The organism is Desulfopila inferna (assembly GCF_016919005.1).
Taxonomy (GTDB): Bacteria; Desulfobacterota; Desulfobulbia; order Desulfobulbales; family Desulfocapsaceae; genus Desulfopila_A; species Desulfopila_A inferna.
Genome location: NZ_JAFFQE010000002.1, coordinates 191474 through 212097, shown reverse-complemented (window position 1 = coordinate 212097; position 20624 = coordinate 191474). Strand labels below are relative to the sequence as shown.

Genomic DNA, 20624 nt, shown 5'->3' with positions numbered 1-20624 from the left:
ATACTTTGGGTATCTTTAAGAGACTGGCCGGTGCTTTGGGTAGCAGGGGTTCATTGTGGATAGTGCACAAAGAGGAGGAAATTGAAAGATGAAATTGGTCAGTTTCAATTACCGGGACCAGGAGCGGATAGGGGTAGTAAACGAGGAATTACGGATTGTCGACCTTGGTCTTGCCCTGCCTCAGCTGAAGGATCACCCGCGTAATATGATTGACTTCATAAAGTTGGGTGAGGAGGGCTTGGCGCTTGCGGCACAGGCCTTGGCTGCAGGTCGCCGTTCTGCCATAATTCCGGCAGATGAGATTGTGTGGCTGCCTCCCGTTCCACATCCGGGAAAAATTTGTGGCGTGGCTCTCAACAATTCAGCCAGTAATAGCCGGAAAATATCGGCACCGGAGCATCCGGCATTTTTCCTCAAACCCGCGTCCTGTCTGGTGGGACATGGACAACCGCTGGTCATGCGAAGCTATTATGGCAGTATGCATCCGGAACCGGAGCTGGCTGTGATCATTGGTAAGATTACCCGTGATGTGGATGCTGTGGATGCACCTAATTATATATATGGCTATGCAATCTTTAATGACATCACCGGAAATGAAATGAGGGCGGAAGATCTCTTTCATTATCAAGCCCTCTATGCCTCGAAGGAAGATCCGGACAAGATTGAGCAGCGTGAACAACACCTCTCTTATGCCGGGCGCTATAAAGGGACGGACAACTTCGGTGTGCTTGGCCCCTGGCTGGTGACGAAAGATGAAGTTGGAGACCCGGACAATCTGGCTGTTACCTGCAAAGTTAATGGGGAGACAGTAGCCGACGACAATACCCGGTACTATAATTATAAAGTTGCAGAAATTGTAAGTTTTATAAGTCAGTTCCATACTCTTCATCCAGGGGATGTTATTTCCTGTGGGACCGCTTTTAAACCCTCCGGCAACAGGAAGTCCATTCACCAGGCGAACTTTCTGGTAACTGGTGGTCCCGTGGAAATCAGCATAGAAAAACTCGGCACCCAATACAACTCTATCATTGTTGAACGGAGGGAAATTGGCAAATGGAGACTCATCTAGAGAAGATGGAGTATCTTGTAATCCGGCAAGCCATTGAGGCTTTGAATGCCGATTTCTGTCATTTTCTTGATGGCAATATGATCGAAGAGCTGATCGAACTTTTTACTGAAGATGCCCATTACAGCCATGGTCTTCGGAGAAGTTCCGGCCGGAATGAAATCCGTCAACTCTTTGCCAACAGGGCTATGGCCGGTGTACGCACCTCAAGGCATATGCAGACCGGTCTGAGGATAGCATTGCTCAATCCCCGGAAAGCCCAGGGCAAAAGTGTATGTTTGACTTTTGCCTGTGATGGTCCTCCGCCTGTTTCTCCGGCAACACCTTTTCTTGTCGCCGATTTCATAGATGAGTACCAGTGTGGTATGGACGGCAGGTGGCGGATTCGAAAAAGACATATTGAACGGATTTTTACAGCCTCCGATAATAAAGGGCCGGTTGGTTTAGCACCTTCGTGACTGACTCACCGTCTTATGCCCTGCAAGGGTCAGCAAAAGAGCACCTGAAGGGATATTGTCGAGTATGCAGATTTTTTTGACGAAATATTGGAGTTAGAAAAAAAACTGTTCACGATGGGAAGATATTATCATGAAAACCAGATTGATATGCACCTCACACAGCCCCTTGCTGTTCTGCTATAAAAAAGAGCCCCAGAGATGGAAAGAGCTGCAGCATTCCTTTCAAGCTCAGGCGGAAGCAATACGCGCTTTTGATCCCGAGCTTGTTATAGCTTTCGGATCAGACCATTTCAATGGCTTTTTTCTGAAGATGATGCCGTCCTTTTGTGTTGGATTTGAGGCCACAGCGGTGGAGGATATTGGCGGTTTTCCGGGTTCTCTTGATGTTCCGGAGGATCTTGCGAAAGCCCTTGCCGCTGATCTTCGCAGGCAAAGAATCGACACGGCAGTCTCTTACCGGATGACTGTCGATCATGCCTTTTCTCAGACCATCCATCTTATGCTTGGTGGGCTTTCGGCTCGACCGGTCATACCCGTTTTTATCAACTGCATTACTCCGCCGTTTGTTCCGTTCGTCCGATCCCGCCTGCTCGGTGAAGCTGTTGCCCGTTTCAGTACAAAATTCAATAAGAGAGTGTTGTTTCTCGCATCGGGGGGAATGTCGCATCACCCGACGAGGTATTATCCAGCTCTAGGTGACGGGGAGGAGGCGGTTGAGGCTTGGCAGATCTCGGGGGGAGATGATCCGAAATCACTCACCAAACAGCAATGGCTCGAACGATTACATCGCATGCACCATGAAGGGGCGGAGATGATTGCTCGAGGAGAACGTACGGCAGCGCAAATGCATCTCAATGAGCAAGCTGACCGGCGTTTTCTCAATACCATGCAAGAAAATAGGTTAGATGAATATGACAACTGGGATCAAAATACATTAATTGCCGAGGCCGGTATCGGGTCAATGGAACTGCATACCTGGATTGCCGCTGCTGCAGCACACAGGCAGGCTGGAGGAAATTCACCGCAAATTGGCTTTTACGAGGTAATGCCGGAAATCGGTATTGCAGCCGGGGTGGTGTATGCGGACTAGAATTCAGGGTAGAGGAGAATGATGGTTGGGGGACCAATGCTCATAGCTGTTGCACCCAATGGCGCCCGAAAGACAAAAATGGATCATGCGAAGCTGCCTCTCACCTTATCTGAATTAACCAATACCGCCATAAGCTGTATGGAAGCGGGAGCCGCGATGATGCATTTTCATGTGCGTGACCGTTCCGGCAAACATACTCTGGACCACACAATATATGGTCCGGTGTTGAGGGAACTGGAGACGGTTGTGGGGCAGAACATGTTGCTGCAGGTCTCCTCTGAATCAGCAGGAATATACCAGCCGGATGAACAGATTGAACAGATGAAACGGTTGGCGCCCCATTGCCTTTCCTGTGGCCTGCGCGAGCTGGTTAAAGATCAAAACGACTATGCCGCGGGACATGCATTTTTTTCCGAACTGCGGCAGGCTGGGGTTCTGGTGCAGTATATTCTCTATAGTCCTGCAGACGTCCAGTGGTATGAGGCCCTCTGCAACGAGGGTGTTCTTCCGGGTGAAAAACATCTGTTGCTCTTTGTGCTTGGGCGATATAGCCAAGGAGGCAGACAAAATTACGATCTGCACAGTTATGTCGCCGCCCTTCAGCGAAAGAGTTCCTGGATGGCATGTGGTTTTGGGCAGGTTGAGCATGAGATAATGGCTCAGGCTTCAGAACTTGGCGGTCATGCCCGGGTCGGCTTTGAAAATAACCAGTACCTGCCGGACGGTACGGTGGCTCCTGATAATGCCGCACTTGTAAGACTTACTTCGGATCTGGCTCGTTTTGCCGGACGATCGCCGGGTGATAAGAACTTTGCCGAGTCTTTGTATGGATGCTAAAAATCAAATAACGCCCCTGCCTCCGCTGCTCGGCCAGTATGTCGAATCAGGTTGGCTTGGTCGTAAGTCCGGCAGGGATTTCACCAATATTAATTATGTGATTTTAAAACGGTAGTTCGGCTTCTTCTGTCCAGCCGAATGCTCATACACAATATCTTAAAGAGGTGAACATGTCTGAACAGGCATTTCAAGATCTGTACTCTGAGGATTATGCACATTGCTATGGTTGCGGTCGAAACAATCCCCATGGATTGCACTTGAAGAGCTACTGGGATGGTGAAGAAAGTGTCTGTCATCATACGCCAAAGCCACAATACTCCGGGGGCTTCCCAGGATACGTCTATGGCGGAATGATCGCTTCGCTGCTGGACTGTCATGGTGCTGGAACCGCCGCAGCAGCCAAAGCACGGGAAAGCGGCGAACCCATGTGCCGTTTTGTGACGGCATCACTTAAAGTGGATTATCTCAAGCCAACTCCACTCGGCGTGGAACTGGAAGTACGCGGCAAGGTCGTTGCAATCAAGGGCCGGAAGGTGATTGTCGATCTGTATCTTCTGGCAGAGCAGATACTTTGCGCCACAGGTACGGTAATCATGGTGCAAATACCTGAAAACTGAAGATTAAGGACGCAGCGCGAAATGCCGCGTCCTTAGCACTGTCCGTTGTCAGCCGGCCGGCTGTGGCGGCAAACGTTTGCTACTCAAAACTACCGGTAATAATAGGCATGACACCAAACTGGTAGGTCAATCCCAGGTAGTCGTTATAAACCCACTCCTCGGCGATTTTACCGTTATCCCATGTAGAAACAACACATGCGGGCATGGCAATCTCTCTGCCGGTCGGAGGTGTTCGAATGGTCGGACTTTTCCCGGTGTTTTTTCCTGTGAGAGTAAGCCGTACCACTGTTTTGTTTCCGGCAGTTATGATTTCATCAAGTATCATGTTAAAATTTGTATAGGCGCCACGGACCTCGGATATGAAAGCCTTATAGGCGGCAAGCCCCTGTACATCTTTCATCGGCGGCTGGTGGCGAAGATAATTGACATCAATAAACTCCTCCATGGCATCCAGGTTGCCTTGGTTATAGACCTCTTGATAAAAATTTTTGACTTTAAGACTAAGTTCTTCAGACATGGTTTCTTCTCCCTTTGAGGTGAACATTTCGTACGCCCGATGGTGTCCGCAGTACTGCTAAAAAGGAAAATGATGCCAAAAGGGTATAGGAAACAAGGAGACTGCAAAGATACCCTTTTCAATGCCGTAAAGAGCGTGTACTACATTTTTCACTCATTATTATGATAAGATGATTATTTACGAATTGCACATTATTTGTGATTTTTAGTCGGTCAAATCTCAGTTTCCGGCCGTAGTTGGTCGCCGTAAAGAGTGCTGCCGGGCCTGGAGGTCAGCAGGTATTTGCCCCAGGATCTCTTCAGAGATGCCCATTTTCTCTACCAACAGTTTAAGCCTGTTTTCATGAGACAGAGGTGTTCTGGTAAGCTTAGCGGAAGACAGGAAATTGACCGCCATTCCATTTGATATGCCCAGAACACTGTCTAATGTATTGAGCCGAATATACAGGGCATTATTGAAAGGGCCTCGGTTTCGGCTCGCTTCATTTAGTTGCCGGAACGTATCCCTGGTGACAGAGAATCCTTCAATTCTGCAGATACAGCCGTCCGGCATGTGCAGAGGACGCCAGCGGATAGTCCACTGTTGCAGGTGGGGGGAGCAGGTGAGACCCCAGGCCGGATGATCAACGGCAGAAGGTTGGCCCGGCGTCAGTAACAAGGGGGTGTTGTGAAGCATCGAGGCATCGACGAGAAACTGTTTTCCTGCACACCACACGGCGACGGTACCGTGGTTTGGCGGCTGGTCGGAAGTTGTCATCATCGTCGCTGTGCCCCGCCTGCACAAAAAGCCGAGAGCGTCAAGGAGGGCATGCAGCGCTGCATTTCCAGCCCAGCAGGTACCACCTATACCATAACGCAACCAGCCGTGGAAAAACTCCGCATCATCATGACCGGGCAGTGGAAGGGAATTGTTTTGTGCCAGATGGATACGTTTTCGGATGTTGTCAAAAGGAACCCTGCGGCACCAGGCCCCGTAGAGGTGGGTTAAACCGGCACTATCGACCGATGGCGGCTCTGAAAAGCCCAGTTTCATGAGAATTTTTTCCACCAGTTCGGACGTTAATCCAGTTTTTTGCAGGCGCATTCAGTATTTCTCCAATAGAGGAAATTAAGCTTGGGAAGGTTTAAATTATATCATTGCTCGTTGGGGAGGGGCAATTGTTATCTTCGCAATTATCTTCGTAGAAAGGTTTTTTGTTTTTGCAAAGATAGAAAAGTTTCATGCAGGAAAAGGGCAGGTCTCATCGCCTTTCGTCTCTTGTGTGTTGTTACCGGTTGTGGTGGCGACATGGCATTTCCATGTCTGAGAAAACGGTTCTCAGCTTGAGTCGAAAAGAAACATTTACAAAGGATCAATGATATGAGCGGAAAAACAGAGCAGCGCAGGAAAGAACGACAAGGATCGATCATTTTTATTTCCCATGGAGGTGGACCATGGCCCCTGCTTAACGATCCTCGTCATGAAAATCTGATCAATTTTTTAAAAAATGTCCCAGCGACACTTATTTCTCCCTCAGCAATACTGGTGATCAGCGCCCATTGGGAAGAAGATTCGCCTGCCATCCAAAGCAATCGACATCCGGAAATGCTTTACGATTATTATGGATTTCCTGAAGAATCTTATCAGATCACCTACCCTGCGCCGGGGCAACCTGAGCTTGCCGCTGACATTTCGGCTATACTGACTAGAGACGGGATAAAGGCATGCCTGGACAGTGATCGCGGCTTCGATCATGGACTTTTTGTTCCTATAAAGATCATGTATCCGGCGGCGACAATACCGTGTCTCCAATTATCTCTTCTCAAAAGCCTCGATCCAGCAGAGCATATTGATTTAGGACGGGCACTAAGAGAATTACGGCAAAAGAATATATTAATTATCGGCTCGGGTTCTTCCTTTCACAACCTTCGCGCCTTTCGAGAACCACCGACGCAGAAAACAACGGCCTGGAATGAAGCGTTTGAGAACTGGCTCAGGGATGTTATGACAAACAGGCAATTGTCCGAAGCTGAAAGAGAACGACAACTGACCAACTGGTTCGATGCTCCCGGTGCAAGATATTGTCATCCTCGCGAAGAACATTTATTACCCTTGCATGTTTGCTATGGGGTCGCCGAAGGTCCCGCGGATAAGGTAATAGAAGTTGAATATATGGAGAGAAAGGCAAGTATGTATGTCTGGTCGATTTAAGCCGTTGTCAAAAACAATATGCCAGAGGTAAACCCGGAACGGCATAGGAGCCGTAACGCAATGGGTGAAAATACCCGGTTATTTAATAACGTCTCCTAAATTGCCGCCCCGGCCCTGATTGTATCCATATAAAGACGGCCTTCGATATAAAGAGAAACTGCGGCAACGGCACGGTCGCATACGGGAAATACCGGTATGCCGTTTTTCAGGAGTGCGTCACGCAGAGGGTCGTAGAGCCGGCCACCGTCGATGACGCCAATGATTGGCACCTCACTTCGCGCAGTCACCTCGGATAACAGGGAGACAATACCATTCTCCGCATCCATTGCAAAGGCTGGCACCGCCGTATCCAAAAGGGTATGCATGGATGGCGACAAGGGGTCCAGGCCAACGACAATGGCATCAACCGCACCGTCCTGTACAAGGGCATCAACAATCAGCGCATGGGTCTCGTCGTCGGCAGAAGGGTTGATGTCCAGGGGGTTGCCAACAGTTACCAAGGCATCGAGGCGTTTTGAAACCAGGATTTCCCTGATTTTTGCAGCGGTGCTTTGGGAGTACGTGGCGAGCTGTATATGATAATCGTCCGACTGGATAGAGTCGGCCATACCGACTGCTTCAAATCCAGCGCCACTCATTGCTGCAAGACGATTGCCCTGGATCTTTTTGTGGCTCATGTTCTCGGCAAGCAAAAAGAGGTCTTGGAATTCTGTAAAAGATCGGGCCACGATCGCACCGGCCTGACGGACACAACTTTCGCAGACCATATAATCACCAGCCAGAGACGCTGTATGACCGCTGGTGGCATTTTTCCCTTCCGGGGTGCGGCCTGCTTTATAAAACACAACCTCTTTACCCATCAGCACGGCCTGACGTACCGCTCTGCAGAATTCGAGGCCATCCAGATCATTAAAACCTTCGGCATAAACGGCAATAACATCCACCTGATCCGAATCCTTAAAATATTTAATCATATCCCCCAGGGTTAAATCAGTCTGGTTGCCCATGGAAACCATATAAGCGGGGGCAAGTTCAGGACATTGACTGCTGCGGTGAAGCATAAAAGCGCCACTCTGGCTGATAAGGGTAGAGCGATGGTAGGGCGCGGTACGGTCTTTGGGCAGTTTCGCTTCTGGAATAAACCAGGTATCATAATTGCCGGGATGAGAGACGACCCCCATGCAATTGGCACCGAGAAAGACCGGCCCACCATTTTGGGTCCCATGCACCGCGTCGATCTTGGCAATCACCTGTGCCGCACGCTCTTTGCTCTCCTCATTTTCACCCATTCCGCCGGGAATAAGCATCACACTGTTCGCGGCATCCAGGCTGATGATTTCATCGACAAGTTCAGGAACCTGCTGCGCCCCTATTGCGACGACCAGAAGATCAAGCTTGACCGGTAATGATTTCAGATTGGGCACACATGCCACGCCCTCAATTTCATTGACGCCATCCCGAATGAGAATCACATCTTGTCCTGGATATCCTTCGGCAAGAATGTTATCGAGAATTATCCGGCCAAAATTTTTCCGTGTAGTCGAAACACCTATGATACCAATGTTTTTTGGATGAATCAGGTGGTCGATTTTAGCCACTGGCCGGTGATTTTCAATTGCCTGAGGCAAAGAAAAGCGACACATACCATCCAGGGGCACCATCAGGAAATCGGTAAAGGCATAGGGGTTGATTTCCATTTCCTCAATAACAAACTCTGCGTCCGCATTGGCGTGTGAATATCGCCGGCCCATCTCTATGAAGGAACTGAAACATTCAACCAGCTGTTCGTCGGTGACAATACGGCGCTGACCACGGGTGAGCCCTGCCAGTTTCCGATAGGAAATTGTTTTTCGGAAAAGCTCGAAAAAACTCTCCCCGTCAATCAACTCGCAGGAGGCAGCAACTATAGCCTGGCCTTTTCTGAACCGTTTGGCATATAGCTCGGTATCGGTGCCTCCCAGTCCAGCGCTGATGACCATCCCGAACTCCCGGGTATTTCGTAGTCCGACAATAAGCTCATTGCCGAATGCACCGGAATCCGGCGGCATATATTGCACCATGAGAACGCCTTTTACATCGCGGCGGATGGCCGTTATCAGCGCTTCTCCGGAGAGTCCCCGGTAGGCCTCATGAACAGCATCCGGGTTTTTGGTAAACCACTGGGCATAATTTTCCGGAACCTCATACAACATGCGACGGACGGCGGAACGAATACTGTTGGGAGTTTTGGCAACGATACGTACTCCGCCGACTTCGGTTTTATGAATGATCATCGGGGACACGATTTTTAATACAACCTTCTCTCCCGGCAAGGCCGTAAGTTCGTCTTCAGACGAGCGTGCTCCAGGGGGGATGAGGATCGATTTAGGCGGTGTCTCAGACCCGGAACGGGCAAGTAAATTATAGACTTCATATTCAAACAGAAAGCTGCGTCCTTCTCCCTGCGCGGTGCGGAACAACTCTGTAATAGCCTCGAAATTAATTTCCAGACCTGGATAAGTATCCATCATTTCCTCCTTTTCACGGTTGCGGGATTAATCATATTCTTTTGAGGAATTTTAGAATCGGGCAATGGCACAGTGTTAAAATGCCCAGAAGGATCAGGCCTGTCCGGAAACTCCAGATATCGGCGATGGCCCCCAGCATAAAAGGGGTGAGTCCAATCCCCATCATTTGTGATACGGCCATGATTGTTCCGGCGTAAACGCCTCTTTCGTTAAAATCGGCCAGTTGTGAAATGGCCATTATCCCAACAGGAAAAAACACCACACTAAAAGTGCCTTGTAACAGCAGAAGGCTTAAGAATAGCCATTGGCTGTCGATCAGGGCCAACCCCAGAGTGGAGATCCCGGAAGCCAGCACCAGACAAAACATGATTTTTTTAGTGCTGAAGCGGTCCAGGAAGAACCCGATGACGACCTGGCCGATAAATCCGCCAATCCGGGAAAATCCTAAGATCTTATTGGCGAAATCGATTTCCATTGCCTTTTCGTCCACCAGATATAAGGGGATTATACTATAGACACCCATGCTGGTCATACCGCAGTTAACCCACAAGGCCAGAATAATCCAAAAGTCGGTTCGCTTTAAAATGGCCTGCAGATTGGCTCTTTTGCCTCTGTTCGCTTGTGGATTGGGGGCAAGAGACCAGAATGCCAGGATGGCCATGGTCACAGTGCCGGCAAAAATAATGAACAGCAGACGCCATTCAAGAAAATCCAAAGTATATGCGACGATAAAGGGTACTGAAAGAAAGCTGAATCCGGCAGCAGTTTCATGCACCGAAATAGCCTTCCCCCAATTGCCGGGCTGGAAGATTGAGGTCAGCATGGGAATCGCGCACGGAAGATAAAAACCGCCGCTCAGGCCCAGAATAAACAGTAAGCCGGCGAGCATGAAATAGCTTCTTGCAAAGAAAATTCCAACCGCAGTGCAGGCAATCATCAGAAAGCTCAAGATGATCAGCCTCTTGATGCCAATTCTAATGGCCAGGAACCCGGCAAGCAGGCTGGCGATGGTCGCCCCCACGCCGGCAAACAGATACAGTCCTCCGGCCATGGTATGATTTATGGCAAGCTCATTTGCAATGAGCGGCAGCAGCGGGGCGACAATCATACGGGTAGCAAATGCCAGGTACCATAATCCCCAGAGAATCAAGAGCAACAGCAGATTTTGCACGGGATTAGAAAGAGACTTGCATCGAAAGCAATCGAATAGTCTGCTCTTCATGCAACAACTTTTCAGACGAACTGCTAGAGATGAGTGTCAAGGCATCACCGGGGCAGGTGGCCTTTGGCACAAATTGCCCCTTTGTTGACAGGGGATTCATCCATCCCGGCAACCTTGGTAAAGCGACCATTTTTAACAAAGGCATAAATGCCACAGCCACCTCCCGGTCCTCCCGGACCACACATTCCGCATACCGTGGGGACGATTTCTTCGCCGTTGATTCGCGCCAGATCATATGCTTGGTGGAATTTCATGAACACCTCATGAGGGGAGGATGTTAAAGAAAGTCTAAATACAAAATCCCCTGCTTTTTGCCAGCTGACAGAAGGTTGGGAATTAGGTTACATAGATGTTACCGTGCAGTTTAATGGAAAAGCAGTTTCGATATTTTGTCAGCGGTTTCCCGTAAGGGTTTAATTGCTGATTCCAGAAAACTGTCCGTCAACCGGTACGCCGGTCCGGCTATGACCACTGCCGCTTTGGTCTGGCCCTCCAGATTATAGATGGGAGTCGCCATGGCATGAGTATTCAGGTAACGTTCCCCTTTATCATAGGCGATACCGGTTTTTTTGATTTCCTTGAGAAGTTTCCGGTATTCGGCTTTGGAGACAATGGTATTTTCGTTGAATTTTTGAAATTCCTGTTCGATGAATATCTCCACCAGCTTCGGATCACTTTGTGACAAAATGACCTTTGCCCCGGCTGCAACGTTTATCGGGACTTGCTCTCCCTGCTCAAAATTGAACCGGATATGGCTGGGTCCTTCCACGTGAAGTGCCAGCACCACGTTGGTTCCGGAGAGCATTTCCATTGCAACACTTTCCCCTAATAATTGAGAGAGTTCCGCAAGGCAAGGGTGAGCCACAGCGAGGAGTTTGCTGTCAAGCGATCTCGTCGTGGCATGGCCGATTCTCAACGCCGAACCTCCGAGCAGATATTTTTTATTGAGCGGGTTTTGCTGCAGGAAATTGGTGCTTACCAGCAGTTTGATCAATCTGCTGGTGGTCGATTTGTGCAAGCCCAGCTTTTCGCTCAGTTCAGTTGTACCCATCTCGTTGTTGTCCGGGGTAAAGGCCAGTAAAATATTGAGAGCTTTTTCAGCTGAAGAGCTGTTGCCGTTTTTTGTCTTCGTAATGTTCATAGTTTGTGACTGTTGATATTTGTACTGTTTATGTTGACGGTTTTGCCAACTGGAAAAAAGGCCATTAGTACCTTACAGATAGTACCTTACACAGATTGTTTTCTTGTCTTTTGCAGGAAGCAATCTGTTTCAAGTACCATACGCAAAGCGCGGGCACTGAAAAGATTACCAGCGTAATTTCCCGTATCCGGGGTTGCTTGTTTTGTGCTCTTGCGGACGTTGGTCCATTATTCGGTTCTCTAGTTCCGCATGTTGAAACTTTTTAGAGCTTTATCATCCTTCTGTCAAGGTATTTTGTCGATATAATTTATTTTCTTCTGACTCTGTCTATCACAACTTATCGATATAAATATATTTTAAAAACAATGGCCTGTTTTAAATTACATGTAAAATGATCTTGACATGTGCGCTTGACAGTGTATTATTAGTTTCATATGTCGAGATAACTATTTCGGTATACGGTACAAGTCGGATGTGTCCGGACAATATTGGGTTCGCCTGCGAACTTGTATAAAATACCAAATAAAACAAAGTGGTGCATGTAGGATTCGGTTGTTGTTGGTTGGCCGGTTGTTTGACTGGACAAGAATGATCGAGGCTTCCTTTGCTGTTCCAGAGGGAAGACATTGCATGCAACAAAACATGGATTTTCTTGTTTTTTAACCTGTATACTCTGCATTACTAGAGTATAGGGGCAACATGTTAAATTCCGGGAGGTTGAATGATGAGTGAACAAGTTTTTACCAACTGTACCAACGCCGGACCTGTCAGCGTCTACGTGAAAGATGGTAAAGTGACCCGTATGCGACCTCTGGTTGCTGATGAGAAGGATTTCAAACCATGGGTAATTGAAGCCGATGGTAAAAAATATTCTCCACCGAAAAAGTTTAATGTAGCTCCGTACGTTCATGCCGATAGGCGAAGACTCTATTCCGATGATCGTATCAAGTATCCTATGAAACGGGTGGATTTTGATCCAAACGGCGAGAGGAATCCACAAAATCGCGGAAAATCTCCCTACGTACGGATCTCCTGGGATGAGGCTCTTGCTATAGTTTCCAGTGAGATCAAGCGGGTGACTGCGACCTATGGTGGTTCAGCGATCAGTGGTATGACCTCTTCCCATCACAACTGGGGCATTGTCGGCTATAAAATGGGTCCCTTTGCCCGGTTTATGAATATGCTCGAGTTTACACCGGTGCTTGATAATCCCGATAGCTGGGAGGGCTGGCATTGGGGAGCAACCCATACCTATGGTTTCTACTGGCGTCTTGGCATGCCCGAACAGTACGACCTCCTCGAAGATTCGCTGCAAAATGCGGAGATGATCGTCTTGTGGTCCAACGATCCCGACTCTACCAGGGGCACCTACACCGGTCAGGAATCCGCACAGTGGCGTCAATGGCTGAAAGAAAAAGGCGTCAAGATGGTCTTTATCGATCCCTTCCATAATTTCACCGCGGGCGTGATGGAAGGCAAGTGGATAGCTCCACGAATGGGCACCGATACTGCCCTTGCCATGGCCATCGCCTATGTCTGGATTACTGAAGACATCTACGACAAAGAGTATGTAAAGGATCGGACCATTGGTTTTGACGAGTTCAAGCCATATGTCCTTGGTGAAACCGATGGTCAACCTAAAACCCCCGAATGGGCGGAAGAGGAATCGGGTGTAAAAGCTCGGGTTATTCGCGCGCTGGCCCGTGAGTGGGCCGCCAAGCGGACAATATTGTCAGGCGGTTCCCGTGGTGGTGAAGGTGGCGCCTGTCGTGTGGCATATGGCACCGAGTGGGCCCGTATGATGGTTCTGCTCCAGGGAATGCAGGGTCTTGGAAAACCAGGTCGTTCTATCTGGGGTACCACCATGGGAGCACCCTCCGATACCAAGAACTGGTTTCCGGCCTATGCTGACCTGCAGGGACGCGTTGCAACCTCCAAGGTGGCCAATCTCCTGCCGGTTAATCCAAATAAACAGCGGGTGTGGCGCCTTACCCTGCCCGATGCGATTCTTGATCCGCCAATCAGCTGGTACGGCGAAGGTTTTTGCGGCCAGTCACTGCAACAACAGTTCACCCATTTTGAGTATCCGATGGAAGGGTGTTCGGAAATCAAGTTGTTCTACCGCTATGGCGGTTCGTTCATGGGAACTATGAGTGATACATCCAAATGGGTAAGGATGTACCAGAGTCCTAAACTTGAATTTGTTGTCAACCAGGATTGCTGGTACAACGGTGAGACCCAGATGGCTGACATTATTCTGCCTGCCTGTACCAACTTTGAACGGGATGATGTCGGAGAATGGGGTGCCTGCGGCGGCTATACCTGCCATGCGAGCAGCGGCTGCAACTACAGGGTCGTGGTCCGTCAGCAGAAATGTCTGGAGCCGATGTGGGAATCTAAATCTGATTATGAGATTTTCACCCTTCTCGCCGAGAAACTCGGCAGAAAAGAAGAATTCACCGATGGTAAAACAGAGCTGGACTGGGTGAGGGCATTTTTCGAATCCTCAGACCTGCCGCAGCACATAAGCTGGGAAGAGTTTGATAAGAAGGGCTATCACATCATCAATATTGATGATGATTATAAGTCGACGCCATCTCTTCGCTGGTTTGCAGAAGGTCGAGATTGTGACACCCCTGATACCAACAATCCTAAACGCGGTACAGAAAAAGCAGGACATCTCGGTACCTTCAGCGGCAAGATTGAGTTTGCCTCCGATAGCTTGAAAAGCAAGTTCCCAGATGATGAGGAGCGTCCGGTGACGCCCCGGTATATCAAGAGTTGGGAAGGACACCATAGTGAGATTTTTAAGAAATACCCACTGCAACTGATGTCACCGCATCCGCGTTTCAGCTTCCATTGTCACTATGATAAACATACCGATTGGCTCGATGATATTCCGGTCCACCGTATTAAAAAAGACGGATACGCCTGGTGGCCTGCACGGCTTAACCCTGAAGACGCTAAACTGCGGGGTATTCAGTCGGGTGATATCGTACGACTCCATAATGACCGGGGCTCGGTTCTCTGTATAGCCGTGGTTACAGGACGTGTACGCCATGGCGTTGTGCACAGCTACTGTTCTTCGGCCAAGTACGATCCACTTACTCCCGGAAAATTTGATTCTCCAGATAGAGGCGGTTGTGTCGCCATCCTCACTTCGTCACGGATGGTGTCTAAAAATGTACCGGGAATGACACCGAATTCCTGCCTCATCGAAATTGAAAAATGGGAGGGCTGATAAAATGTCTCGATACTCCATATTGATAGATGTCAACAAATGTAACGGCTGCTTTAACTGCTTTCTTGCCTGCCGAGATGAATATTTTGGTAATGAATACCCTGGCTACTCTGCAGCGCAGCCGCTGAACGGTCAGTTCTGGATGCAGGTGCAGGAGATTGAGCGTGGTGAATATCCGAAACCAAAGATTTCCTATATCCCTAGACCGTGTATGCACTGCGAATCCGCACCCTGCATAGACGCAGCAAAAGATGGCGCAGTGTATCGCAGAGATGACGGTATCGTCATCATCGACCCGGAGAAGGCGAAAGGCCAGGAAGCTCTCGTCAATGCCTGTCCATACCGGGTGATCTTCTGGGATGCAGAAAAGCAGCTGCCGCAGAAGTGTACCATGTGCGCGCATCGCCTTGATGAGGGGGAAAAAATGCCCCGCTGCGTTGAATCCTGCCCCGTTGAGGCCCTTGTTTTTGGTGATCTGGATGACCCGAACAGCCAGATAGCCAAGCTTTCTGCCAGTCTTGCTACCGAGAGCCTGCATCCTGAATTCGGCACCGATTCTCTGGTGCAATACGTTGGCCTCCCGAAATGTTTTGTCGCTGGAGAAGTTGTCTATAAGGGCAACGAGGGCGAGTGTGCACCTGGGGTGAAGGTTACCCTGTCCGGGGGCGGACGGAAACTCGAAACAGTTACTGATATCTTCGGCGATTTTGAATTTGAAGGGCTGGATAAAAATGAAAAATATCAGGTTATCGTTTCTGCTGACGGGTATGCGGAAAATAAGGTGGAATTTTCTACTTATAAAGACGTGAACCTGGGTGAAATAATTCTGGAAGCTAAATAACAGGTTGCTTGATATGGGAGCAGGCCGCAGCGGATCGGCCTGCTCCCTTGTTTTTATTTTTCCATCCGGATCAACGAGGTCTAGAAATGATCAGTGTAAAAGATGCCGAAGGGACACCCTACGACGCTGCCAAGCATTCCGAGGTCTATGGCTTACAGAAGATTACCGAGGCCCAGTCCAAACGTACCACGGTCTGTTATTCATATTTTCAGCCCAACGGTGGCGCAGAAATGAGCTCTTCTCCAAAAGAGAGAATCTATTACGTCGTCAAAGGATCCATCACCGTATGTGGTCCTGACGAAAAACATGTCCTGAACGAAGGGGATTTAATCTATATCGCGCCGGGCGAAGAGCGTGACATGGTGATCAACGGCGGCAAACCCGCTGAAGTGCTTGTGACTATTGTCACCCCCTGATTTTGCGTTATTTGACATGTAAAAAGAAATGCAAACAGAAACTTATTGAAGAGAGATTATCGAGGAGAGAGGCAATGAAAAACATATTCAAACTGGATGGTAAAATAGCCATAGTCACAGGTGGAGCCGGCGGTATAGGGGAAGCTCTGGCCCTTGGTCTTGGAATTCATGGTGCCACCGTAGTGGTTTCGAGCAGGAACCAGGAAGCGATTGACAAGGTGGCAAAGAAAATAATTGCTGAAACCGGCAATGAGGCTATTGCCATTGCAGCGGATGTCACCGACGAAAAAAGTGTCCAGAACCTCATCGACAAGGTTGTGGAAAAATATGGACGAGTCGATATCCTGGTTAATGCCATGGGCATGAATATCAAGCACAATGCCTTTGATTACCCGATGGAAGATTGGGATAAGCTCTTTAACGTCAATGTCAAAGGAACCATGATTGCCTGTAAGGCTGCCGGGAAAGTTATGCAGGCGCAAAAGAGTGGTGCCATCGTCAATTTGTCTTCGGTACGAGGAATTAGGGGCTATACCGGCGGCAATACCGGCTATTGTGCAACAAAAGGAGCAGTCGAACTTATCACTAAAGCCTTGGCACTTGAATGGGCAGCGAGCGGAATCAGGGTGAATGCTTTAGGGCCGGCGCTGGTCATTACACCCGGCACAAAACATATTGCTGAAGATCCCAAGCTGGCTGCCAAATACGCTGCCGCCGTTCCGATGGGCCGGATTGGTTTGCCTGAAGATATGGTGGGAGCAGTAGTCTATCTGGTTTCAAATGCGGCCAGTTTTGTATCCGGTCAGACCATTTATGTTGACGGTGGACTCACCGCCGCCTAACCGATAGCCTATCCCCCGATAAAAGATCAAACGACAAATTAAAATGAGGATACATCAATGACAACAGCTCAAATTTTGAGTAGGGCCAGGGATGAGAAGAGGTCGGTGCTTACTGAGATAGAGGCTAAACAGATCCTGGGTGAAGCTGGAATAAACTGTACTCCGACAGTGCTTGCCACCACCAAGGAACAAGCGGTGTCCATCAGTGAAGAAATAGGCTACCCGGTGGTACTGAAAATCTCTTCGGTAGATATTACCCACAAAAGCGATTCCGGAGGCGTCAAGGTCAATCTGAACAGCAAAGAAGCTGTTGAGCAGGCATATGATGAGATCATGACATCATGCCGGGCCTATGCACCTGATGCAAACATAGAGGGTGTTGCGGTTCAGGGCATGGCAAAAATGGGAACTGAGATCATCATGGGCATGATCAAGGACGCCAGTTTTGGGCCGGTGGTAATGTTTGGACTCGGCGGCGTGCTGGTTGAGGTGTTAAAGGATGTGTCCTTTCGAATCGTCCCGATCGAGAAGGCCGATGCACAAGAGATGACCGGTGAGATCCAGGGCAAAAAGCTTCTTGAAGGATATCGGGGACAAGATCCAGCGGATGTACCATGTCTCCATGAGATGCTGGTTAAACTTTCCGACTTTGTCAATGATACTCCGGGAATCGAAGAGATCGATATGAACCCGGTGTTTGCGTATAAAGATGGCGCCGTTGTCGTTGATGCCAGAATAATTTTATCCGCTTAATTAAAAAAATAAACGGTATCGGCATCCCATCCGCACGCGATCAGGTCCATGTGCAAAACTTTACTATGGCCCATCGCTCTGCTTGCGTATATCTGGAGGCAATGCTGGACGTTTACGAAAAACAGTCGTGTTTTTTTTGAATTGGTGAATCCAAAAAACATGCGAACAGACATAAGGACGGTGCAATTATGATGGATCTTTTTTTTAAACCCAAATCGGTTGCTGTCATTGGAGCCAGCGGCACTCCCGGAAAGCTGGGCTATGTAATTGTCAATAATATCAAGGGGAGCGATTTTAGCGGCAGTGTTTATCCGGTCAATCCAAAATCAGATGAGATCCTGGGATACAAGGTATACCGCTCACTCACGGAAATATCGGGTGACGTTGATCTGGTTATCACTGCTCTTCCCACTCCCAAACTGACTGTTGCTACCTTGGAGGAGTGTGCCCAAAAGGGAGTCAAGGCGGTAATAATCGAATCTGCCGGGTTTGCCGAAATGGGTGGCGATGGTGTGGGGTATCAGAAGCAAATAGTAGAAATTGCCAGGGAAAATAATATCAGGGTGATGGGACCAAACTGCTCCGGTATTGTTTCACGAGATATCGTAACATCCATCTATCCCATTAATAAAAAAGTATCCAAGGGTAACGTAGTGCTCATCGGTCAATCCGGTCTTTTGGCGGCTGGAATGGCAGCTGATATCGTAGAAAATGAAAGCCTGAATATCAGCAAAGTTGTTTCCTTCGGTAACAAATGCGATGTCAGCGAAAACGATTTGCTGGAGTACTTTGGTAATGACGATGGCGTCGATGTGATTTCAATGTATTTGGAAACAATTTCCGATGGTCGCAATCTCACCAGGATCGCTAAGAAAGTTGCCGCTAAAAAGCCGGTTATTTTTCTTAGCGGTGGGCGCACTGAAGCCGGCGCCAAAGCGGCCATGAGCCATACCGGCAGTATCGCCAGCAACGCGAAAATCGTCGAAGCGGCAGTCAAACAGACGGGTATGATCATGGCCGATGATTTTACCGAACTCAAAGATTTCGCCAAGGTTTTTTCCACCCAGCCGCTTCCCAAAGGTAATCGCATCGCGGTGATCACCCTGGCCGGAAGTGTCGGGGTTAATGTCTCGGATCTGTGTGCAAGCCATGGCCTGGAACTCCCCAAGCTGACTCCGGAAACAACGGAGAAATTAAAGGATATGTTCGATACGCCCGTATCAAATCCTGTCGACCTGTATTTCAGCGTAACCAAAATCGGCTTTACCAAGACCCTGGAAACCACTTTTCCTGAAGCGTTCAGAGATGCAAACATAGACGCTGCTGTACTCATTCTGGCCGGTTTCGAATATACCCAGGAGGCCGTTCAGAAAAAAATCATCCAGAAAATCGTCAAAGAGGTTGGCAAGCCGGTGGTTATCTGCATGATCGTTGGATACAATAAATATAAAAACGTCATAATGGACGAAATGGGCAAAGAGCTGCCGGTGTTCCCTTCTCTGATCTCCGGGGTAAAGGCATTAAGCAAATTGTGCGAGTACGGTATCCGCCGACAAAAATTATCAGCCTAAGGGGGAAGTGTATGGTTTACGAGAATATTATTTACGAAAAAGAAGAGAATATTGCTGTCATTACCTTTAACCGTCCCGAGGCGATGAACGCCCTGAACAACCAGACCAGGGCTGAATTCCGCGAAGCCATTGCCGACGTGGCCTTCGACGACAATATCAAGGTTCTTATTCTCACCGGGAGCGGCAAGGCCTTTGTTGCCGGCAGCGATATCAAAGAGTTCAATAAAACCACGCCTTTTGCTGCCCACAACATCCTACGGCTGGGAGAAATGGTGGAAAAGCTGGAGAAGCCGGTCATAGCGGCTGTCAACGGCTTCTGCCTGGGCGGCGGCTGTGAGATCGCCATGGGCTGCGACATCATCATCGCTTCGGAAAAGGCCAAGTTCGGCCAGACCGAAATCAACATCGGTATTATTCCAGGCGGCGGCGGCACCCAGCGGCTGCAGCGGCTTATCGGCCCCTGCCGGGCCAAGGAGCTGATCTATACCGGTGATATCATCCGCGCCGAAGAGGCGGATCGCATCGGCCTGGTCAACCGGGTGGTACCGATGGATGAACTGATGCCCTCCGCCAAAGAGATGGCGAAAAAGATCGCCACCAAGAGCTCCGCGGCCCTCAAGCTGGCCAAAACCGCGATCAACCGCGGCATGCAGACCAATCTGGAAAGCGGTTTGAAGTATGAGTATGAACTCTACAGTCTTTCTTTAAGCCTGGAAGATAAAGCGGAAGGTGTTAATGCTTTCCTTGAAAAAAGGGCGCCGAAGTTTGTCGGACGATAGCGGCATTTTTTATTAATTATGACATCAAATAGTTAGGAAAAAGACAATGGAAAACATGGCAAATAAAGTAGCTCGTATACCGAATTTAGTAGACTGGTCGACTGGCGAAGTCAGATTAATGAGTGCAAAATGTAACTCTTGCGGAACGCATTTTTTTCCCAAAGAACATTACCAGCATCGTCCCGGTTGCTCAAGAGAGGGTGTGGAAGATGTCTTGCTTCCCCAAAAAGGTAAGCTGGCGAGTTATACCATTCAATATTATCCCTGCCCCGCGCCCTTTAAAACTGAGAAAAAGATTACACCATACGGTATTGGTCTGATTGAGTTTGAAGAGGAAAAAATTCAGGTTACCGGCATCATAACAGAGACCGATCTGAAATCTCTCAAGCTGGGGATGGAGATGGAAACAACCATTCTTGAAATGTTCACCAATGAGGAAAAACAGCAAGTGGTGACCTGGGCCTTTCGGGCAGTTAAATAAATCGAATTTGCGATAACCATAATAAGGGATAATGACAATGAGAGATGTATATATA

The 20624-nt window shown here is 48.8% G+C and carries 20 protein-coding genes; 14 read left to right on the top strand and 6 right to left on the bottom strand.

All coding sequences use genetic code 11. From position 1 onward, the window contains the following. The first annotated feature begins 88 nt into the window (after window positions 1-88). The 5 genes from JWG88_RS05000 (at window position 89) to JWG88_RS04980 (ending at window position 4068) form a co-directional block, all read left to right on the top strand. On the top strand, window positions 89-1069 hold the full coding sequence (locus tag JWG88_RS05000) for a fumarylacetoacetate hydrolase family protein (protein WP_205232615.1): 981 nt from the start codon (window positions 89-91) through the stop codon (window positions 1067-1069). Then, window positions 1054-1524 carry a nuclear transport factor 2 family protein gene (locus JWG88_RS04995; protein ID WP_205232614.1) on the top strand — a complete coding sequence of 157 codons (471 nt, stop codon included), beginning with the start codon at window positions 1054-1056 and terminating at the stop codon, window positions 1522-1524. The genes JWG88_RS05000 and JWG88_RS04995 overlap by 16 nt, the downstream gene beginning before the upstream one ends. Window positions 1525-1654: 130 nt before the next feature. After that, window positions 1655-2614 (top strand): DODA-type extradiol aromatic ring-opening family dioxygenase, encoded by a 960-nt coding sequence (locus tag JWG88_RS04990; RefSeq protein WP_205232613.1) that lies wholly within the window; start codon window positions 1655-1657, stop codon window positions 2612-2614. Window positions 2615-2650: 36 nt separating this feature from the next. After that, entirely contained in the window at window positions 2651-3451 is an 801-nt protein-coding gene (locus tag JWG88_RS04985) for a beta-keto acid cleavage family enzyme (RefSeq protein ID WP_205232612.1), read from the top strand. 170 nt (window positions 3452-3621) lie between these two features. Further along, a complete protein-coding gene (locus JWG88_RS04980) occupies window positions 3622-4068 on the top strand; it encodes a PaaI family thioesterase (RefSeq protein ID WP_205232611.1) in 447 nt (148 codons plus the stop codon). A gap of 79 nt (window positions 4069-4147) precedes the next feature. Here JWG88_RS04980 and JWG88_RS04975 read toward each other — a convergent pair whose 3' ends face one another. Next, window positions 4148-4585: an ester cyclase gene (locus tag JWG88_RS04975; RefSeq protein ID WP_205232610.1), complete on the bottom strand. Its 438-nt coding sequence runs from the start codon at window positions 4583-4585 to the stop codon at window positions 4148-4150. A gap of 219 nt (window positions 4586-4804) precedes the next feature. Then, window positions 4805-5668 carry an arylamine N-acetyltransferase gene (locus JWG88_RS04970; protein ID WP_205232609.1) on the bottom strand — a complete coding sequence of 288 codons (864 nt, stop codon included), beginning with the start codon at window positions 5666-5668 and terminating at the stop codon, window positions 4805-4807. A gap of 276 nt (window positions 5669-5944) precedes the next feature. Here JWG88_RS04970 and JWG88_RS04965 point away from each other — a divergent pair, with 276 nt between their 5' ends. Continuing rightward, window positions 5945-6775, top strand: a complete 831-nt coding sequence (locus JWG88_RS04965; RefSeq protein ID WP_205232608.1) for a DODA-type extradiol aromatic ring-opening family dioxygenase — start codon at window positions 5945-5947, stop codon at window positions 6773-6775. 95 nt (window positions 6776-6870) lie between these two features. On the opposite strand, the gene JWG88_RS04960 is transcribed toward JWG88_RS04965, so the two are convergent. The 4 genes from JWG88_RS04960 to JWG88_RS04945 form a co-directional block, all read right to left on the bottom strand. Continuing rightward, the gene (locus JWG88_RS04960; RefSeq protein WP_205233226.1) at window positions 6871-9282 is read right to left on the bottom strand and encodes an acetate--CoA ligase family protein; all 2412 of its coding nucleotides are present in this window, start codon (window positions 9280-9282) and stop codon (window positions 6871-6873) included. Window positions 9283-9313: 31 nt separating this feature from the next. Further along, complete coding sequence (locus JWG88_RS04955) at window positions 9314-10504, bottom strand: MFS transporter (protein WP_205232607.1); 1191 nt, start codon at window positions 10502-10504, stop codon at window positions 9314-9316. A gap of 44 nt (window positions 10505-10548) precedes the next feature. Continuing rightward, entirely contained in the window at window positions 10549-10758 is a 210-nt protein-coding gene (locus JWG88_RS04950; protein WP_205232606.1) for a hypothetical protein, read from the bottom strand. A 110-nt stretch (window positions 10759-10868) separates the two neighbouring features. Next, the gene (locus JWG88_RS04945) at window positions 10869-11645 is read right to left on the bottom strand and encodes an IclR family transcriptional regulator (protein WP_205232605.1); all 777 of its coding nucleotides are present in this window, start codon (window positions 11643-11645) and stop codon (window positions 10869-10871) included. 721 nt (window positions 11646-12366) lie between these two features. On the opposite strand from JWG88_RS04945, the gene JWG88_RS04940 reads away from it, so the two are divergent. The 8 genes from JWG88_RS04940 to JWG88_RS04905 all read left to right on the top strand — a co-directional run bounded on the left by JWG88_RS04940 (window position 12367) and on the right by JWG88_RS04905 (window position 20569). Beyond that, a complete protein-coding gene (locus JWG88_RS04940) occupies window positions 12367-14886 on the top strand; it encodes a molybdopterin-dependent oxidoreductase (RefSeq protein ID WP_205232604.1) in 2520 nt (839 codons plus the stop codon). A gap of 4 nt (window positions 14887-14890) precedes the next feature. Then, window positions 14891-15727, top strand: a complete 837-nt coding sequence (locus tag JWG88_RS04935; RefSeq protein ID WP_205232603.1) for a 4Fe-4S dicluster domain-containing protein — start codon at window positions 14891-14893, stop codon at window positions 15725-15727. A gap of 86 nt (window positions 15728-15813) precedes the next feature. Then, complete coding sequence (locus JWG88_RS04930; protein WP_205232602.1) at window positions 15814-16143, top strand: cupin domain-containing protein; 330 nt, start codon at window positions 15814-15816, stop codon at window positions 16141-16143. Window positions 16144-16217: 74 nt separating this feature from the next. Continuing rightward, entirely contained in the window at window positions 16218-16985 is a 768-nt protein-coding gene (locus JWG88_RS04925; protein WP_205232601.1) for an SDR family NAD(P)-dependent oxidoreductase, read from the top strand. Window positions 16986-17042: 57 nt separating this feature from the next. After that, complete coding sequence (locus JWG88_RS04920; protein WP_205232600.1) at window positions 17043-17738, top strand: acetate--CoA ligase family protein; 696 nt, start codon at window positions 17043-17045, stop codon at window positions 17736-17738. Between the two features lie 188 nt (window positions 17739-17926). Next, complete coding sequence (locus tag JWG88_RS04915; protein ID WP_205232599.1) at window positions 17927-19309, top strand: acetate--CoA ligase family protein; 1383 nt, start codon at window positions 17927-17929, stop codon at window positions 19307-19309. Window positions 19310-19320: 11 nt separating this feature from the next. Beyond that, the gene (locus tag JWG88_RS04910) at window positions 19321-20088 is read left to right on the top strand and encodes an enoyl-CoA hydratase-related protein (RefSeq protein ID WP_205232598.1); all 768 of its coding nucleotides are present in this window, start codon (window positions 19321-19323) and stop codon (window positions 20086-20088) included. Between the two features lie 46 nt (window positions 20089-20134). Beyond that, the gene (locus JWG88_RS04905) at window positions 20135-20569 is read left to right on the top strand and encodes a Zn-ribbon domain-containing OB-fold protein (protein WP_205232597.1); all 435 of its coding nucleotides are present in this window, start codon (window positions 20135-20137) and stop codon (window positions 20567-20569) included. Window positions 20570-20624: the final 55 nt, after the last annotated feature.

Coding starts and splice junctions, on each gene's coding strand:
- JWG88_RS05000 (WP_205232615.1), top strand. CDS start 89: ATGAAATTGGTCAGTTTCAATTACCGGGACCAGGAGCGGATAGGGGTA.
- JWG88_RS04995 (WP_205232614.1), top strand. CDS start 1,054: ATGGAGACTCATCTAGAGAAGATGGAGTATCTTGTAATCCGGCAAGCC.
- JWG88_RS04990 (WP_205232613.1), top strand. CDS start 1,655: ATGAAAACCAGATTGATATGCACCTCACACAGCCCCTTGCTGTTCTGC.
- JWG88_RS04985 (WP_205232612.1), top strand. CDS start 2,651: ATGCTCATAGCTGTTGCACCCAATGGCGCCCGAAAGACAAAAATGGAT.
- JWG88_RS04980 (WP_205232611.1), top strand. CDS start 3,622: ATGTCTGAACAGGCATTTCAAGATCTGTACTCTGAGGATTATGCACAT.
- JWG88_RS04975 (WP_205232610.1), bottom strand. CDS start 4,585: ATGTCTGAAGAACTTAGTCTTAAAGTCAAAAATTTTTATCAAGAGGTC.
- JWG88_RS04970 (WP_205232609.1), bottom strand. CDS start 5,668: ATGCGCCTGCAAAAAACTGGATTAACGTCCGAACTGGTGGAAAAAATT.
- JWG88_RS04965 (WP_205232608.1), top strand. CDS start 5,945: ATGAGCGGAAAAACAGAGCAGCGCAGGAAAGAACGACAAGGATCGATC.
- JWG88_RS04960 (WP_205233226.1), bottom strand. CDS start 9,282: ATGGATACTTATCCAGGTCTGGAAATTAATTTCGAGGCTATTACAGAG.
- JWG88_RS04955 (WP_205232607.1), bottom strand. CDS start 10,504: ATGAAGAGCAGACTATTCGATTGCTTTCGATGCAAGTCTCTTTCTAAT.
- JWG88_RS04950 (WP_205232606.1), bottom strand. CDS start 10,758: ATGAAATTCCACCAAGCATATGATCTGGCGCGAATCAACGGCGAAGAA.
- JWG88_RS04945 (WP_205232605.1), bottom strand. CDS start 11,645: ATGAACATTACGAAGACAAAAAACGGCAACAGCTCTTCAGCTGAAAAA.
- JWG88_RS04940 (WP_205232604.1), top strand. CDS start 12,367: ATGATGAGTGAACAAGTTTTTACCAACTGTACCAACGCCGGACCTGTC.
- JWG88_RS04935 (WP_205232603.1), top strand. CDS start 14,891: ATGTCTCGATACTCCATATTGATAGATGTCAACAAATGTAACGGCTGC.
- JWG88_RS04930 (WP_205232602.1), top strand. CDS start 15,814: ATGATCAGTGTAAAAGATGCCGAAGGGACACCCTACGACGCTGCCAAG.
- JWG88_RS04925 (WP_205232601.1), top strand. CDS start 16,218: ATGAAAAACATATTCAAACTGGATGGTAAAATAGCCATAGTCACAGGT.
- JWG88_RS04920 (WP_205232600.1), top strand. CDS start 17,043: ATGACAACAGCTCAAATTTTGAGTAGGGCCAGGGATGAGAAGAGGTCG.
- JWG88_RS04915 (WP_205232599.1), top strand. CDS start 17,927: ATGATGGATCTTTTTTTTAAACCCAAATCGGTTGCTGTCATTGGAGCC.
- JWG88_RS04910 (WP_205232598.1), top strand. CDS start 19,321: ATGGTTTACGAGAATATTATTTACGAAAAAGAAGAGAATATTGCTGTC.
- JWG88_RS04905 (WP_205232597.1), top strand. CDS start 20,135: ATGGAAAACATGGCAAATAAAGTAGCTCGTATACCGAATTTAGTAGAC.